Origin of the sequence: Acinetobacter venetianus RAG-1 = CIP 110063 (genome assembly GCF_000368585.1) — a bacterium.
Taxonomy (GTDB): Bacteria; Pseudomonadota; Gammaproteobacteria; order Pseudomonadales; family Moraxellaceae; genus Acinetobacter; species Acinetobacter venetianus.
Map to the genome: position 1 here is coordinate 89,993 of NZ_KB849556.1, position 15,257 is coordinate 105,249.

The window sequence follows — 15,257 nt, forward strand, 5'->3', positions numbered from 1 at the left end:
ACCACATAAGTTAGGAATAAGTGCAGGTTATGGCTTTATTGAATCATCAACGTCCACTTTGGGCATTACTTGCTGCAGCGCCTTTAGTTGCGACAATCAGTACCAATGTGCAAGCACAGACATGGAAGATTAATCTACGTGATGCGGATTTGACGGCATTTATTAATGAAGTGGCTGACATTACGGGTAAAAACTTTGCGGTTGATCCACGCGTACGCGGAAATGTCACGGTTATTTCAAACAAACCTTTAAATAAAGATGAAGTTTATGATCTTTTCTTAGGTGTGTTGAATGTCAATGGTGTTGTGGCACTCCCTTCTGGAAATACGGTTAAGCTTGTCCCTGACAGCAATGCAAAAAATTCGGGGATTCCATACGATGCGCGCAGTCGAGCGGGTGGTGATCAAATCGTTACGCGTGTCATTTGGTTAGAGAATACCAATCCGAATGATTTGATTCCTGCATTACGTCCTTTGATGCCACAATTTGCACATTTAGCTGCTGTGGCTGGAACTAATGCATTAATTGTTTCAGATCGTGCAACCAATATCTATCAGCTTGAAAGTATTGTGCGTAATCTAGACGGCACTGGTCAAAATGATATTGAAGCGATTACTTTGCAATCGAGTCAGGCTGAGGAAATTATTGGCTTATTGGAAACAATGAGTGCAACAGGTGCTTCAAAAGATTTTATTGGTTCCCGTGTACGTGTGATCGCGGATAACCGTACCAACCGTATTTTGATTAAAGGTGACCCAAACTCACGTAAACGTTTACGCCACATGATTGAAATGTTGGATGTTCCTTCGGCTGATCGTTTAGGTGGACTCAAGGTCTTCCGTTTAAAATATGCGAGTGCGAAAAATTTAGCTGAAATTTTACAAGGCCTAGTAACAGGACAGTCAGTTTCATCGTCATCATCAAATAGTGGCAATTCCTCTTCTAGTAACTCAATTAACAATCTGATTTCGAATAATCAAAACTCTAGTTCTTCAACAGGTTCATCATCTTCTATTTCAACACCGTCGATTAATCTAAATGGTGGTTCAAACAACAATCAAAATGGTGGTGTCACAAGCTTTAATGGTGGTGGAGTAAGTATTATTGCGGATAGCACTCAAAATGCTTTGGTAGTTAAGGCCGATCCTCAGTTAATGCGAGAAATAGAAGCGGCTATTCAACAGTTGGATATTCGTCGTCAACAAGTTTTGATTGAGGCTGCAATTATTGAAGTGGCTGGTGATGATGCGGATCAATTAGGGGTTCAATGGGCATTAGGTGATATTAGTAGTGGTGTAGGCCTTATTAATTTTACCAATGTCGGGTCAAGTTTATCTAAGTTAGCTGCGGGTTATCTAACTGGTGGTGCAGCCGGTTTAGGTTCAGCTGTTGGTGCAGGGTCATCCATTGCGTTAGGTGATTATAAAGAAGGCGCAGATGGTTCGCGTAAATTGTACGGTGCGCTCATCCAAGCGTTAAAAAGCAATACCAAGTCTAATCTGCTTTCTACACCATCGATTGTAACGATGGATAATGAAGAAGCGTACATTGTTGTTGGTCAAAACGTTCCTTTTGTTACAGGCTCTGTGACTACGAATAGTACTGGTGTTAACCCTTATACGACTGTTGAGCGTAAAGATGTGGGGGTAACGTTAAAAGTTGTTCCTCATATTGGTGAAGGTGGATCGGTTCGTTTAGAGGTAGAGCAAGAGGTTTCTGCGGTTCAAGAAAGTCGTGGACAAGCAACTGATTTGGTCACCAGTAAGCGAGCAATTAAAACAGCAGTTCTAGCAGATCATGGGCAGACCGTTGTGCTTGGCGGTTTGATTTCCGATAATACGGTTCAATCTCGACAAGGTGTTCCAGTTCTTAGTGATATTCCTTACTTGGGTCGATTATTTAGAGCGGATAGCAAGACGAATGAGAAGCGCAATTTACTTGTCTTTATCCATCCCACCATCGTAGGCGATGCGGATGATGTTCGACGTATTTCTCAACAACGTTATAATCAACTTTATAGCTTGCAGTTGGCAATGGATAAAAATGGTAACTTTGCAAAATTACCAGAAAATGTGAATGATATTTATCGCCAACAACCTGTGGCAGCGAATAGCTCTCCTTATCAGAAAGTTCCAACAGCAACTCAGCAAAATCAATCTGGCGCTGTTTCAACACCTGTAGCGGAAGATAGACCTGTTGTACAGCAAAAATCAGTTGCGCTTCCTGTAAAGGAAACTGAACGCAGTAAAAATACGGTGACAACAACAACGATTCGCCCAGCATCTTCACAGTAGATGCACAGAAGACCTTATGCGACAATGTTACAATTGCAAGAAATTATATAAGGATATGCATCTATGACTTGGAAATTACAAGCCATTACAGGTGAATTTACGGGGCAAGAAATTAGTGTTGAACGTGATATGTTGGTTGGGCGCCATCAAGATGCTGATTTGCTGCTGCAATCGGCAGATATATCACGTCGACATGCTGCATTGTTGCTGAAAGATCAGCAGCTTTGGGTGCAAGATCTGAATTCTTCTAATGGAACATTTATCAATGATCTAAAAATTGAGCAAGAAACCGAGTTGAATGATGGTGATATTGTTCAATTCGCAAGTTTTATGTTTTCTGTTCTTGCACCAGTAAGTGTTGCTGATTTACCTGAAATTGAAGCTGAGCCTGTGTCATCTTCGGCACACGATCAAGGAATGCCAAGCATTGCAGAACGTGCTGCAGAAACCTCGATTACTCGCGATGGTATGCCACAACAAGTGACAATACCAAAACCAGCACCAATTCCAGAGGGTGTGGATGTCAAAGTCACTGCGCCTGAGCAACAACCAGTAGTGATTGAAGAGCCTGTTTCTCGTGTTGAACAAGAAAAAGAACAGCAAAAAAATGCTTCTGTAGGCTTAATTTCAATTATTGTGTTGGTGATTTTAGCTGTGATTGCATGGTTGTTCTTTAAATAATCGATCTAAGCTTTTACAATCAAAGGCATGCTATTTGAGCGTGCCTTTTGTTTTTGAGTGAAAATATGTCTGTTGCACAGTTACAACATCGCGATCTAATTTTATTTGATTTGGATGGAACTCTAGTTGATTCAGCTGCTGATTTATATCGATCAATGAATCTCAGCTTGGAACAACTAGGATGGCCTTTGGTGACTGAATTACAAGTTCGAGAGTGGGTTGGTAAAGGCGCAGCGAAATTATGCGAAACAGTGCTTGAGCATTTATTTGGTCAAGTTGATGCACAAAAGCAAAAAAAATTACTCGATACTTTCTTGGATGTTTATGCACGTGAACTATGTGTAAATACCACAATTTATGATGGTGTCTTAACTTTCTTGGAGTACTGTCAAAGCCATCGTATTTTAATGGCATGTGTAACTAATAAACCTGAACATTTGGCTGTGGGAATCTTAGAAAGCTTAAAGCTCTCTTGTTTTTTTGAAATGGTGGTTGGTGGTGATACTTTGCCAGAGCGCAAACCACATCCGTTGCCTTTATTACATTGTATGCAGCAGCAAAATGTTGATAAGGCAGGCACATTAATGGTGGGTGATTCCAGTAATGACGTGGAAGCGGCTAGACGTGCAGGTATTGATTGTATTGTGGTTAGCTATGGCTATAATCATGGTGAAAACATCTATGATTGTCAGCCACAACAAGTTGTTGATAGTTTATTTGAATTGGTTGAAGAAGATCAAATAAGGAGAAAGGCATGAGCTTGGTTATGGTTTTTCGATGGCGAAATTAAAGCAAGATCGAACGAAAACGCAAAGAAACTTAACCATAGAGAATATTCATGACTTCACAAACACAATTCGAACAGCTGAAATCGGCTGGCTTCAATACGATTCCTGTTTATCGCCAGCGTTTGGCTGATACAGAAACACCACTTTCAGTATTTGCTCGTTTTAAAGAACAGAAACAAGCCTATTTATTTGAATCTGTAGAGGGTGGTGAAAACTGGGCGCGTTATTCCATGATTGGTTTGGGTGAATCGACCGTTTTTTCATGTAATGCTGGAGTTTTAACGATTCAGCAGGCAGATGGCTCGGTAACAGAAGAGCACTGTGCTGACCCGTTTCAGTATATCCGTGAATTTCAAAGCCAGTTTAAAGTACCGACTCAAAAGGAAATTCCAGATTTACCGAGTTTTACTGGTGGTTTGGTAGGGTATTTGGGCTATGACGCTGTTCGTTATATTGAGCCAAAACTCAAAAATGTTCCAACTGCGGATCCTGTGACACTACCTGATTTATGGTTAATGTTGTCTCAAACAGTTATCGTATTTGATAATTTAAAAGATACCTTGTTTTTAATTCATCATGCGGATGCTAAACAGCCAAACGCGTATGATCAAGCTCAGACTAAATTAGATCAACTTGAGCAATTGCTTGCAACCCCAGTGAGTTTACAAGCTAAGCCACATACCAAGCCGAACTTTGAGTCAATTACGGGGCGCGAGAAGTTTCTTCAGACTGTTGAAAAGGTAAAAGAATACATTCGTGCTGGTGATGTTATGCAAGTTGTGCCAGGTCAACGAATGGTTTCAGACTTTGATGGAGAGGCTTTGCAGGTTTATCGTGCTTTGCGTCATTTAAATCCATCACCTTATTTATTCCTTGTACAGGGGCAGACCATTACTGATCAAAAGCCTTTTCATATTGTAGGTTCATCGCCTGAGATTTTATCTCGTTTAGAGAATGGTATTGCAACAGTTCGTCCATTGGCTGGAACACGACCTCGTGGTAAGACCAAAGAAGAAGATCTTGCTTTAGAGCAAGATTTACTGGCAGACGAAAAAGAAATTGCTGAGCATCTCATGTTGATTGATCTTGGTCGTAATGATGTTGGGCGTGTTTCAAAGATTGGTAAGGTTCAAGTAACGGACCGAATGGTGATTGAGCGTTATTCGCATGTCATGCATATTGTGTCAAATGTGCAAGGTGAAGTTCGAGATGATGTTGATGCTTTAGATGTATTTAAAGCAACGTTCCCAGCAGGAACACTTTCAGGCGCGCCAAAAATTCGTGCCATGGAAATTATTGACGAAGTTGAACCAGTAAAACGTGGCGTATTTGGTGGTGCCGTTGGATATTTGGGCTGGCATGGTGAAATGGATATGTCGATTGCGATTCGAACCTGTGTTATTCGTGAAAATAAAGTCTATGTGCAAGCTGGTGCGGGACTGGTTGCTGACTCAAATCCTGAATCAGAGTGGAATGAGACCCAAATAAAAGCTCGTGCAGTGATCAAAGCGGTTGAATTATCGTCAAACGGGTTGATTTTATGAGTTTTTAAGGTTTTTTTTGAAAAAACCACTTGCATCGATTCAGAGTTTTGCTAAACTGCACACCGTTCCGATACGAAACGTACGAAACGCTAAGAAAGAGCCGGCATAGCTCAGTTGGTAGAGCAACTGACTTGTAATCAGTAGGTCCACAGTTCGAATCCGTGTGCCGGCACCATCTTAAAGTGTAGTGTGTGAGTAGTAAAGGAAAGCGCTGAAATAAGTGCGACGTGGTGGGATTCCCGAGCGGCCAAAGGGGGCAGACTGTAACTCTGTTGCGAAAGCTTCGAAGGTTCGAATCCTTCTCCCACCACCATTAACTTCGAATGAAGTGGTTAATACCAATGTCGTGCGGGAGTAACTCAGTTGGTAGAGTGGCAGCCTTCCAAGCTGCATGTCGCGAGTTCGATCCTCGTCTCCCGCTCCATCGAAGGATAATCGCTCTTATAGCTCAGTGGTAGAGCACTCCCTTGGTAAGGGAGAGGTCTCGAGTTCAAATCTCGATAAGAGCTCCAGATATACAGCTTAGTAGAGTTTTCTACAAAATTTTAAAGAAGCAGGCTTTTATAGTCTGCTTTTCAAGTATTAGGTGTCTAGTTTTTTAGGCAAATGTCGATAAAGAAGGTTTTTCAGGGTTGTTTTTCTCTAAACTGGTGTCGACGTAAACGAGGAAAATCAAATGGCTAAGGCTAAGTTTGAACGTAATAAACCACACGTAAACGTGGGTACAATTGGTCACGTTGACCATGGTAAAACAACTTTAACTGCTGCAATTGCAACTATCTGTGCAAAAACTTACGGCGGTGAAGCTAAAGATTACGCAGCTATCGACTCTGCACCAGAAGAAAAAGCACGTGGTATTACAATTAATACTTCACACGTAGAATACGATTCTCCAACTCGTCACTACGCTCACGTAGACTGCCCGGGTCACGCCGATTATGTTAAAAACATGATTACTGGTGCTGCTCAGATGGACGGCGCGATCCTTGTATGTGCTGCGACTGATGGTCCAATGCCACAAACTCGTGAACACATCCTTCTTTCTCGTCAGGTTGGTGTACCTTACATTCTTGTATTCCTTAACAAGTGTGACCTTGTTGATGATGAAGAATTACTTGAATTAGTAGAAATGGAAGTTCGTGAACTTCTTTCTACTTACGACTTCCCAGGTGATGACACTCCAGTTATCCGTGGTTCTGCTCTTGCTGCGCTTAATGGTGATGCTGGTCAGTATGGTGAGTCTTCAGTTCTTGCTCTTGTTGAAGCGCTTGACTCTTACATCCCAGAACCAGAACGTGCTATCGACAAAGCATTCTTAATGCCAATCGAAGACGTATTCTCAATCTCTGGTCGTGGTACTGTAGTAACAGGCCGTGTAGAGTCTGGTATCGTTAAAGTAGGCGAAGAAGTTGAAATCGTTGGTATCAAAGATACAGTTAAAACAACTGTAACTGGCGTAGAAATGTTCCGTAAACTTCTTGACGAAGGTCGTGCGGGCGAGAACTGTGGTGTTCTTCTACGTGGTACTAAGCGTGAAGACGTACAACGTGGTCAAGTACTTGCTAAACCAGGTTCAATCAAGCCACACACTAAATTCGACGCAGAAGTATATGTACTTTCTAAAGAAGAAGGTGGTCGTCATACTCCATTCCTTAACGGTTACCGTCCACAGTTCTACTTCCGTACAACTGACGTAACTGGCGCAATCAAGTTACAAGACGGCGTTGAAATGGTAATGCCAGGTGACAACGTTGAAATGTCAGTAGAATTAATCCACCCAATCGCAATGGACCCAGGTCTACGTTTTGCGATCCGTGAAGGTGGTCGTACTGTAGGTGCTGGTGTTGTTGCTAAAGTAACTGCATAAGCCCGATACTGTGTTACACTCAAATCGGAAGCTTCGGCTTTCGATTTGCATAATAGGCTAGTAGTTCAATTGGTAGAGCGTCGGTCTCCAAAACCGAATGTTGGGGGTTCGAGTCCCTCCTGGCCTGCCACTTTTTTTTTATAAAAAAGCTTAATTCTGGCTGAGTTGTCATATAATAAGTCGCGAATTCTACGACGAGTAAAAAAATGTCGAATGATAAATCGCGTGACGCATTAAGCGACGCGCCAATCCCTCAAAGAAATAATGCTGCGGAAGTTGTAAGTTCAGGTTCTCCACTTGATGCTGTTTTGTGGTTGATTGCTATAGCTTTATTCATCGGTTCAGCATTGGTAAATCAGCATTTACCAGCCTATTGGGCGCCTGCAAATGATATTTGGGTGCGCATTGGGGTAATTTTGGCTTGTATCGTCGTCGCTTTAGGTTTATTATACGCCACCCATCAAGGTAAAGGCTTTGTGCGCTTGTTGCAAGATGCACGAATTGAACTGCGTCGAGTGACTTGGCCTACAAAACAAGAGACGATCACGACATCGTGGCAGGTTCTTTTGGTTGTGGTTGTAGCATCATTAGTGTTGTGGTGCTTCGATTACGGGTTAGGTTGGTTTATTAAGTTAATTATCGGGTAAGAGCGCCATGAAACGTTGGTATATTATTCATGCCTATTCAGGTTTTGAAAAACAAGTGATGCGTTCACTTAATGAACGAATTCAACGTAGCACGGTAGCTGATAGCTTTGGTGAAGTCCTTGTTCCTACTGAAGAAGTAGTAGAAATGAAGGATGGGAAGAAGCGCAAATCTGAACGTAAATTCTTTCCAGGCTATGTATTAGTCGAAATGGAAATGAATGATGATACTTGGCACATTGTAAAAGAATGTCCAAAGGTTCTAGGTTTTATTGGTGGAACACCAGAGAAACCAGCACCAATTTCACAGCGTGAAGCAGATGCGATTCTTGCTCGTGTACGTAATACTGGTGAAGCACCTCGTCCTAAGACGATGTTTGAGCCAGGTGAAGAATTGCTCGTTATTGATGGTCCGTTCACAGACTTTAAAGGGGTCGTGGAGGAAGTGCAATACGATAAGTCACGTTTAACGTTGACGATTAATGTATTTAATCGACCAACTCAAGTTGAACTCGAATTTCGTCAAGTCGAAAAAACGATTTAATTTGAATTGGTTGAAAAGCGCCCGATTTGATCGGGCATTGTTGTTCTAACACTTCGGTGTTGTTTAATTTTTTGGGGAGCCTAGCGGCGTCTGTACCCAGAGGAAATTTCAATGGCTAAGAAGATTGACGGCTATATCAAGCTGCAAGTTCCAGCTGGTAAAGCAAATCCATCTCCACCAATTGGTCCTGCTTTAGGTCAACGTGGTGTAAACATCATGGCTTTCTGTAAAGAATTCAATGCTGCTACACAAAAACTTGAAGTTGGTTTGCCAATTCCTGTCGTGATCACTGTGTACAACGATAAGTCGTTCACTTTCATCATGAAAACTCCACCTGCATCTATTCTTCTTAAGAAAGCTGCTGGTATTCAAAAGGGTTCTTCTGTACCTAACAAAACTAAAGTTGGTAAGTTGACTCGTGCTCAATTAGAAGAAATTGCGACTACTAAAGAACCAGACTTAACTGGTGCTGATTTAGACGCTCGTGTTCGTACCATCGCTGGTTCTGCACGTTCTATGGGCTTGGAAGTGGAGCTATAAGACATGGCAAAGTTAACTAAACGTCAAAAAGCCATCGCTGCTGCTGTAGAAGCAAACAAAGTTTACACTTTGGAAGAAGCAGTACAAGTTCTTAACAGCCTTCCAGCTGCGAAGTTCAAAGAATCTTTAGACATCTCTGTAAATCTTGGTGTAGATCCACGTAAATCTGACCAAGTTGTTCGTGGTGCGACTACTTTACCTGCTGGTACTGGTAAAACTGTACGTGTTGCAGTATTTGCTCAAGGTGCTGCTGCTGAAGCTGCGAAAGAAGCTGGTGCTGACATCGTTGGTTTTGATGACCTTGCTGAAAGCATTCAAGGTGGAAATCTTGATTTCGACGTAGTGATTGCTGCTCCTGATGCAATGCGCGTTGTTGGTAAGTTAGGTACGATTCTTGGTCCACGTGGCTTAATGCCAAACCCTAAAGTGGGTACAGTAACTCCTGATGTTGCTGGTGCGGTTAAGAATGCTAAATCTGGTCAAGCACGTTACCGTGTAGACAAAGCGGGTATCATCCACGCTGCGATTGGCCAATTAGGCTTCAGCGAAGATGCTGTTCGTCAAAACGTTGAAACTTTAATTGCAGATTTAAAACGTTTAAAACCTGCAACTTCTAAAGGTGTATACGTTAAAAAGATCACTTTGAGCTCAACTATGGGTCCTGGTCTTGCAATTGACGTAAACAACGTTTCTAAGTAATTAGAAAGAATTTTAAAGCCTCAGATTCTTTTATAAGAATCTGAGCAAACTTTGAATTGATAAATGAATATTTATCAGCGTCAAAGACCTCAGGCGAGAGATATTTTCGAATATTTTTCTTAATAAACCAGTCTGAGTAGACGTGGTGGTGTGATTTGTTCCTCCTCCACGTGTAGGTCGAAAGGCTTACGAATTGGGAGTGTACTCATATTTGAGTGCATAAATCACCGTTAGGAGGTTTTACAATGGCTCTTCTTATCGAAGACAAAAAACAGATCGTTGCAGAAGTAAACGAAGTTGCTTCTAAAGCGTTCTCTGCCGTTGTTGCTGACTACCAAGGCTTAACTGTAGAGCAATTAACAACACTTCGTGTTGAAGCTCGTAAGTTAGGTGTTACTACACGTATTGTGCGTAACACTTTGGCTAAGCGTTCATTCGAAGGTACTCAATTCGATATCTTGAATGACGACCTTGTTGGTCCAACAATTCTCGGTTTCTCTACTTCTGAAGACGACATGGGTGCAGCTGCACGCTTGTTCGAAGAATTTGCGAAAACTAACAAAGCATTTGAACTTAAAGCTGCTGCATTTGATGGCAAGCTTTATAAAGGTGCAGAAGTTAGCGTTATTGCAAACCTTCCGAACCAAGAGAAAGCGCTTACTATGCTTGCCTCTGTTCTTCAAGCTCCTATTTCGAAATTGGGTCGCCTTATTACAGCACTCAAAGAGAAAAACGAGTCAGAAGCGGCTTAATCCTATTTTCACACCATTCAATATCCATTTGGAGTTATTCTCATGGCTTTAACTAACGAAGAAATCTTAAACGCAGTTGCTGAAAAAACAGTTCTTGAACTTGTTGAATTAATTTCTGCTTTCGAAGAAAAATTTAACGTATCTGCTGCTGCTGTAGCTGTTGCTGCTGCTCCAGGTGCTGGCGCTGCTGCTGCTGAAGAACAAACTGAATTCAACGTTGAGTTGACTTCTTTCGGTGCTAACAAAGTTGCTGTAATTAAAGCAGTTCGTGAAGCTACTGGTCTTGGTCTTAAAGAAGCTAAAGATATGGTTGAAGGCGCTCCTGCTGTTCTTAAAGAAGGCGTTTCTAAAGAAGAAGGCGAAGAACTTAAGAAGAAGCTTGAAGAAGCTGGTGCTACAGTTACACTTAAGTAATTCTGTAGGGAGTCGGTTTTTTGATAATCGGCTCCAAAAAATGGCTGATGGCTCTTGGGTCATCAGCCTTTTTGCGTTACAATAATCGGCTCGTTTTTTGTTAGTTTTGCTTGTAATACGTGCGTAATTAGAATAAACGACTGAATATCAAACGCTTACCAATATTTTTTTGCTTATAAAAATATTGTTAAGCGTTTTAATACCACTAAAAATTGCAGCATTTGTAAACAGTGGTGGCCATATCGGCCTGCGTAATTCCTTCCAAACCCGTTCTGCAGGCGGGTTTGGTTTACTTTCCGAGGACTCCAGATGGCATACTCATATACCGAAAAGAAACGGATCCGTAAGAATTTTGGTAAATTGCCCCAAGTAATGGATGCACCGTACTTGCTTTCGATTCAAGTCGATTCGTATCGTACATTCTTGCAAGACGGTAAAACTCCAAAAAATCGCGAAGATATCGGTCTCCAAGCCGCATTTCGTTCAGTTTTTCCTATTGAAAGTTATTCTGGCAATGCTGCTTTAGAATTTGTTGAGTATAGTCTTGGTAAGCCTGAGTTTGACGTACGTGAATGTATTTTACGTGGTTCAACTTATGCAGCACCAATGCGCGTAAAAATTCGTTTGATCATCAAAGATCGTGAAACGAAATCAATTAAAGACGTTCGTGAACAAGAAGTTTACATGGGTGAAATGCCGCTCATGACCGATAACGGTACATTTGTTATCAACGGTACAGAGCGTGTAATCGTATCTCAATTACACCGTTCACCAGGCGTATTCTTTGACCATGACAAAGGTAAAACCCACTCTAGCGGTAAAGTGTTGTATTCAGCACGTATTATTCCTTACCGTGGTTCATGGTTAGATTTTGAATTTGATGCTAAAGATTTAGTATTCGTACGTATTGACCGTCGTCGTAAATTGTTGGCGACTGTGATTTTACGTGCTTTGAATTATACAAATGAACAAATCTTGAATTTGTTCTACGAAAAAGTACCTGTATATTTAGATATGGGTAGCTATCAAATTGACCTCGTTCCAGATCGTTTACGTGGTGAAATGGCGCAATTTGATATCTTGGATAACGATGGTAAAACAATCGTTGAACAAGGCAAACGTATTAATGCACGTCACGTACGTCAAATGGAAGCTGCAAACTTAGCGAAGCTTTCTGTACCTGATGAATATTTATATGAGCGTATTACTGCTGAAGACATCACACTGAAAAGTGGTGATGTGATTCCTGCAAATACGGTGCTTAGCCATGAAATCATGGTGAAGATCGCTGAAGGTGGCGTTAAACAGTTTAACATTCTGTTTACAAATGACATCGACCGTGGTCCTTTCGTTGCGGATACATTACGTGCAGATACAACAACAGGTCGTGAAGAAGCACTTGTTGAAATCTATAAAGTAATGCGTCCAGGTGAACCACCGACGAAAGAAGCTGCTGAGAACTTATTCAATAACTTATTCTTCTCTTCTGAGCGCTATGACCTTTCTCCAGTAGGTCGTATGAAGTTTAACCGTCGTTTGGGTCGTCCTTACGAAGTGGGTACTGATCAGAAGTCACGTGAAGTTGAAGGTATTTTATCGCACGAAGATATCATTGATGTACTGCGTACATTGGTTGAAATTCGTAACGGTAAAGGTGAAGTCGACGATATCGATCACTTAGGTAACCGTCGTGTGCGTTCTGTTGGTGAAATGACAGAAAACCAATTCCGTGTTGGTTTAGTTCGTGTCGAACGTGCTGTTAAAGAGCGTTTAAGCCAAGCAGAAACAGATAACTTGTCTCCGCAAGATTTAATCAATGCAAAACCAGTTGCTGCTGCAATCAAAGAATTCTTTGGTTCAAGCCAATTATCTCAGTTCATGGACCAAAACAACCCATTGTCTGAGATTACACACAAACGTCGTGTATCTGCGCTTGGTCCTGGTGGTTTGACTCGTGAACGTGCGGGCTTCGAAGTACGTGACGTACATCAAACTCACTATGGTCGTGTTTGTCCTATTGAAACGCCTGAAGGTCCAAACATTGGTTTGATCAACTCGCTTTCTGTATATGCTAAAGCAAACGACTTTGGCTTCTTGGAAACACCGTATCGTAAAGTTGTAGATGGTCGCGTAACTGACGATGTTGAATATTTATCTGCAATTGAAGAAGTGGGTACTGTCATTGCACAGGCCGATTCTGCTGTTGATAAAGATGGCAACTTGACTGAAGAAATGGTTTCTGTACGTCATCAAGGTGAATTCGTACGTATGTCGCCTGAGCGTGTAACTCATATGGACGTTTCTGCACAGCAGGTTGTTTCTGTTGCAGCATCATTGATTCCATTCCTTGAACACGATGATGCGAACCGTGCATTAATGGGTTCAAACATGCAACGTCAGGCTGTTCCAACTTTACGTGCTGACAAGCCGCTTGTTGGTACGGGTATGGAAGCAAACGTAGCACGTGATTCTGGTGTGTGTGTGATCGCCGATCGTGGTGGTGCAATTGAATATGTTGATGCATCTCGTATCGTTATTCGTGTAAACGAAGATGAAATGATCGCAGGTGAGGCGGGTGTAGATATCTATAACCTCATCAAATATACACGTTCAAACCAAAATACATGTATTAACCAAAATGTTATCGTGAAATTAGGCGACAAAGTTGCTCGTGGTGACATCTTGGCTGACGGTCCATCGACTGACATGGGTGAACTTGCGCTTGGTCAAAACATGCGTGTCGCGTTCATGACATGGAATGGTTATAACTACGAAGACTCGATCTTATTATCTGAGCGTGTACTTCAAGAAGACCGTTTAACGTCGATTCACATTCAAGAATTGTCATGTGTGGCACGTGATACTAAGTTAGGTGCAGAGGAAATTACTGCCGATATTCCTAACGTAGGTGAAGCTGCACTGTCTAAATTGGATGAGTCAGGTATCGTGTATATCGGTGCTGAAGTGACTGCGGGTGATATCCTTGTTGGTAAGGTAACGCCTAAAGGCGAAACTCAATTAACACCTGAAGAAAAATTACTTCGTGCAATCTTTGGTGAAAAAGCGGCTGACGTAAAAGACTCTTCTTTACGTGTTCCGTCTGGTACTAAAGGTACGGTTATCGATGTTCAAGTCTTCACTCGTGATGGTTTGGAAAAAGATGAGCGTGCACAGGCAATTGAAAAAGCTCAGCTTGATGCATACCGTAAAGACTTGAAAGAAGAATACAAAATCTTCGAAGAAGCAGCACGTGAACGTATTGTTCGTTTGTTGAAAGGTCAAGAATCTAACGGTGGTGGTTCGACTAAACGTGGCGATAAACTTTCTGAAGACGTATTGTCTGGTTTAGAGCTTGTTGATTTACTTGAAATCCAGCCAAATGATGAAGCAATTGCTGAGCGTTTAACTCAAATTCAAGTGTTCTTGAAAGAGAAGAGCTACGAGATTGATGAGAAGTTTGCTGAGAAGAAACGTAAACTTTCTACAGGTGATGAATTAACAACTGGCGTATTGAAAGTTGTTAAGGTTTACCTTGCTGTTAAACGTCGTATCCAGCCTGGTGATAAGATGGCGGGTCGTCACGGTAACAAAGGTGTTGTATCAAACATCTTGCCAGTTGAAGACATGCCGCATGATGCAAATGGTGTACCAGTTGATATCGTGTTAAACCCACTGGGTGTACCATCACGTATGAACGTGGGTCAGATTCTTGAGACTCACTTAGGTATGGCGGCGAAAGGTCTTGGTGATAAAATCGAGAAAATGTTGAAAGAACAGCGTACAGTTTTAGAACTACGTGATTTCTTAGACAAGATTTATAACAAGGTTGGTGGCGAACAAGAAGAGCTGAATAGCTTAACTGACGCAGAAATTTTAGCACTTTCAGGTAACTTGCGTGCTGGTGTTCCATTGGCAACACCTGTATTCGATGGTGCTGAAGAAAGTCAAATTAAAGACTTACTTGAATTGGCAGACATTTCGCGTACTGGTCAAACGGTATTGTTTGATGGACGCACAGGTGAGCAGTTTGATCGTCCTGTAACTGTAGGTTACATGTACATGCTCAAATTGAACCACTTGGTTGATGACAAAATGCATGCGCGTTCAACAGGTTCTTACTCGCTTGTTACACAGCAGCCGCTTGGTGGTAAAGCACAATTCGGTGGTCAGCGTTTCGGTGAGATGGAAGTATGGGCACTTGAAGCATACGGTGCAGCATATACACTCCAAGAAATGCTTACTGTTAAGTCGGATGACGTCGAAGGTCGTACACGCATCTATAAGAACATTGTAGATGGTAACCATTATATGGATCCGGGTATGCCTGAATCGTTCAACGTATTGACCAAAGAGATCCGTTCTTTAGGTATCAACATTGAACTGAAAAATGGTGACTAAATCCCCCTCTATCCCCCTTTGTTAAGGGGGAAGTTCCCCTCTTTCTTAAAGAGGGGCTAGGGGAGATTCCAAATTTCAGTAAAAACAATATT

At 41.8% G+C, this 15,257-nt stretch carries 12 protein-coding genes and 5 tRNA genes; all 17 read left to right on the forward strand.

All coding sequences use genetic code 11. The features are described 5' to 3' along the window. Positions 1 to 29: 29 nt before the first annotated feature. The 17 genes from gspD (at position 30) to rpoB (ending at position 15,165) form a co-directional block, all read left to right on the forward strand. A complete protein-coding gene (gspD, locus tag F959_RS00440) occupies positions 30 to 2,294 on the forward strand; it encodes a type II secretion system secretin GspD (protein WP_004876401.1) in 2,265 nt (754 codons plus the stop codon). A gap of 63 nt (positions 2,295 to 2,357) precedes the next feature. Then, positions 2,358 to 2,975 (forward strand): FHA domain-containing protein, encoded by a 618-nt coding sequence (locus F959_RS00445; protein ID WP_004876402.1) that lies wholly within the window; start codon positions 2,358 to 2,360, stop codon positions 2,973 to 2,975. 65 nt (positions 2,976 to 3,040) lie between these two features. After that, on the forward strand, positions 3,041 to 3,733 hold the full coding sequence (locus F959_RS00450) for a phosphoglycolate phosphatase (protein WP_004876404.1): 693 nt from the start codon (positions 3,041 to 3,043) through the stop codon (positions 3,731 to 3,733). Positions 3,734 to 3,813: 80 nt separating this feature from the next. Further along, the gene (trpE, locus tag F959_RS00455) at positions 3,814 to 5,307 is read left to right on the forward strand and encodes an anthranilate synthase component I (protein ID WP_004876406.1); all 1,494 of its coding nucleotides are present in this window, start codon (positions 3,814 to 3,816) and stop codon (positions 5,305 to 5,307) included. A 99-nt stretch (positions 5,308 to 5,406) separates the two neighbouring features. Then, positions 5,407 to 5,482, forward strand: a tRNA-Thr gene (locus tag F959_RS00460). Positions 5,483 to 5,536: 54 nt separating this feature from the next. Then, positions 5,537 to 5,620 (forward strand) — tRNA-Tyr (locus tag F959_RS00465). A 35-nt stretch (positions 5,621 to 5,655) separates the two neighbouring features. Beyond that, positions 5,656 to 5,731: transfer RNA gene (locus F959_RS00470), tRNA-Gly, on the forward strand. Positions 5,732 to 5,744: 13 nt separating this feature from the next. Further along, positions 5,745 to 5,819 (forward strand) — tRNA-Thr (locus tag F959_RS00475). A 164-nt stretch (positions 5,820 to 5,983) separates the two neighbouring features. Continuing rightward, positions 5,984 to 7,174 (forward strand): elongation factor Tu, encoded by a 1,191-nt coding sequence (gene tuf / locus F959_RS00480; protein WP_004876408.1) that lies wholly within the window; start codon positions 5,984 to 5,986, stop codon positions 7,172 to 7,174. 54 nt (positions 7,175 to 7,228) lie between these two features. Continuing rightward, positions 7,229 to 7,304, forward strand: a tRNA-Trp gene (locus tag F959_RS00485). A gap of 76 nt (positions 7,305 to 7,380) precedes the next feature. After that, positions 7,381 to 7,821: a preprotein translocase subunit SecE gene (secE, locus tag F959_RS00490; protein WP_004876411.1), complete on the forward strand. Its 441-nt coding sequence runs from the start codon at positions 7,381 to 7,383 to the stop codon at positions 7,819 to 7,821. Positions 7,822 to 7,828: 7 nt separating this feature from the next. Next, positions 7,829 to 8,362, forward strand: coding sequence for a transcription termination/antitermination protein NusG (nusG, locus tag F959_RS00495; protein ID WP_004876413.1), 534 nt, complete (start codon positions 7,829 to 7,831; stop codon positions 8,360 to 8,362). Between the two features lie 111 nt (positions 8,363 to 8,473). After that, on the forward strand, positions 8,474 to 8,902 hold the full coding sequence (rplK, locus tag F959_RS00500) for a 50S ribosomal protein L11 (RefSeq protein ID WP_004637639.1): 429 nt from the start codon (positions 8,474 to 8,476) through the stop codon (positions 8,900 to 8,902). Positions 8,903 to 8,905: 3 nt separating this feature from the next. Beyond that, on the forward strand, positions 8,906 to 9,601 hold the full coding sequence (gene rplA / locus F959_RS00505; protein ID WP_004876415.1) for a 50S ribosomal protein L1: 696 nt from the start codon (positions 8,906 to 8,908) through the stop codon (positions 9,599 to 9,601). A 245-nt stretch (positions 9,602 to 9,846) separates the two neighbouring features. Further along, positions 9,847 to 10,353, forward strand: a complete 507-nt coding sequence (rplJ, locus tag F959_RS00510) for a 50S ribosomal protein L10 (RefSeq protein WP_004876417.1) — start codon at positions 9,847 to 9,849, stop codon at positions 10,351 to 10,353. A gap of 42 nt (positions 10,354 to 10,395) precedes the next feature. Continuing rightward, positions 10,396 to 10,767, forward strand: a complete 372-nt coding sequence (gene rplL / locus F959_RS00515; protein WP_004774018.1) for a 50S ribosomal protein L7/L12 — start codon at positions 10,396 to 10,398, stop codon at positions 10,765 to 10,767. 309 nt (positions 10,768 to 11,076) lie between these two features. Further along, complete coding sequence (gene rpoB, locus F959_RS00520; protein ID WP_004876418.1) at positions 11,077 to 15,165, forward strand: DNA-directed RNA polymerase subunit beta; 4,089 nt, start codon at positions 11,077 to 11,079, stop codon at positions 15,163 to 15,165. Positions 15,166 to 15,257: the final 92 nt, after the last annotated feature.

Coding starts and splice junctions, on each gene's coding strand:
- rpoB (WP_004876418.1), top strand. CDS start 11,077: ATGGCATACTCATATACCGAAAAGAAACGGATCCGTAAGAATTTTGGT.
- rplJ (WP_004876417.1), top strand. CDS start 9,847: ATGGCTCTTCTTATCGAAGACAAAAAACAGATCGTTGCAGAAGTAAAC.
- trpE (WP_004876406.1), top strand. CDS start 3,814: ATGACTTCACAAACACAATTCGAACAGCTGAAATCGGCTGGCTTCAAT.
- secE (WP_004876411.1), top strand. CDS start 7,381: ATGTCGAATGATAAATCGCGTGACGCATTAAGCGACGCGCCAATCCCT.
- F959_RS00450 (WP_004876404.1), top strand. CDS start 3,041: ATGTCTGTTGCACAGTTACAACATCGCGATCTAATTTTATTTGATTTG.
- rplK (WP_004637639.1), top strand. CDS start 8,474: ATGGCTAAGAAGATTGACGGCTATATCAAGCTGCAAGTTCCAGCTGGT.
- nusG (WP_004876413.1), top strand. CDS start 7,829: ATGAAACGTTGGTATATTATTCATGCCTATTCAGGTTTTGAAAAACAA.
- gspD (WP_004876401.1), top strand. CDS start 30: ATGGCTTTATTGAATCATCAACGTCCACTTTGGGCATTACTTGCTGCA.
- F959_RS00445 (WP_004876402.1), top strand. CDS start 2,358: ATGACTTGGAAATTACAAGCCATTACAGGTGAATTTACGGGGCAAGAA.
- tuf (WP_004876408.1), top strand. CDS start 5,984: ATGGCTAAGGCTAAGTTTGAACGTAATAAACCACACGTAAACGTGGGT.
- rplA (WP_004876415.1), top strand. CDS start 8,906: ATGGCAAAGTTAACTAAACGTCAAAAAGCCATCGCTGCTGCTGTAGAA.
- rplL (WP_004774018.1), top strand. CDS start 10,396: ATGGCTTTAACTAACGAAGAAATCTTAAACGCAGTTGCTGAAAAAACA.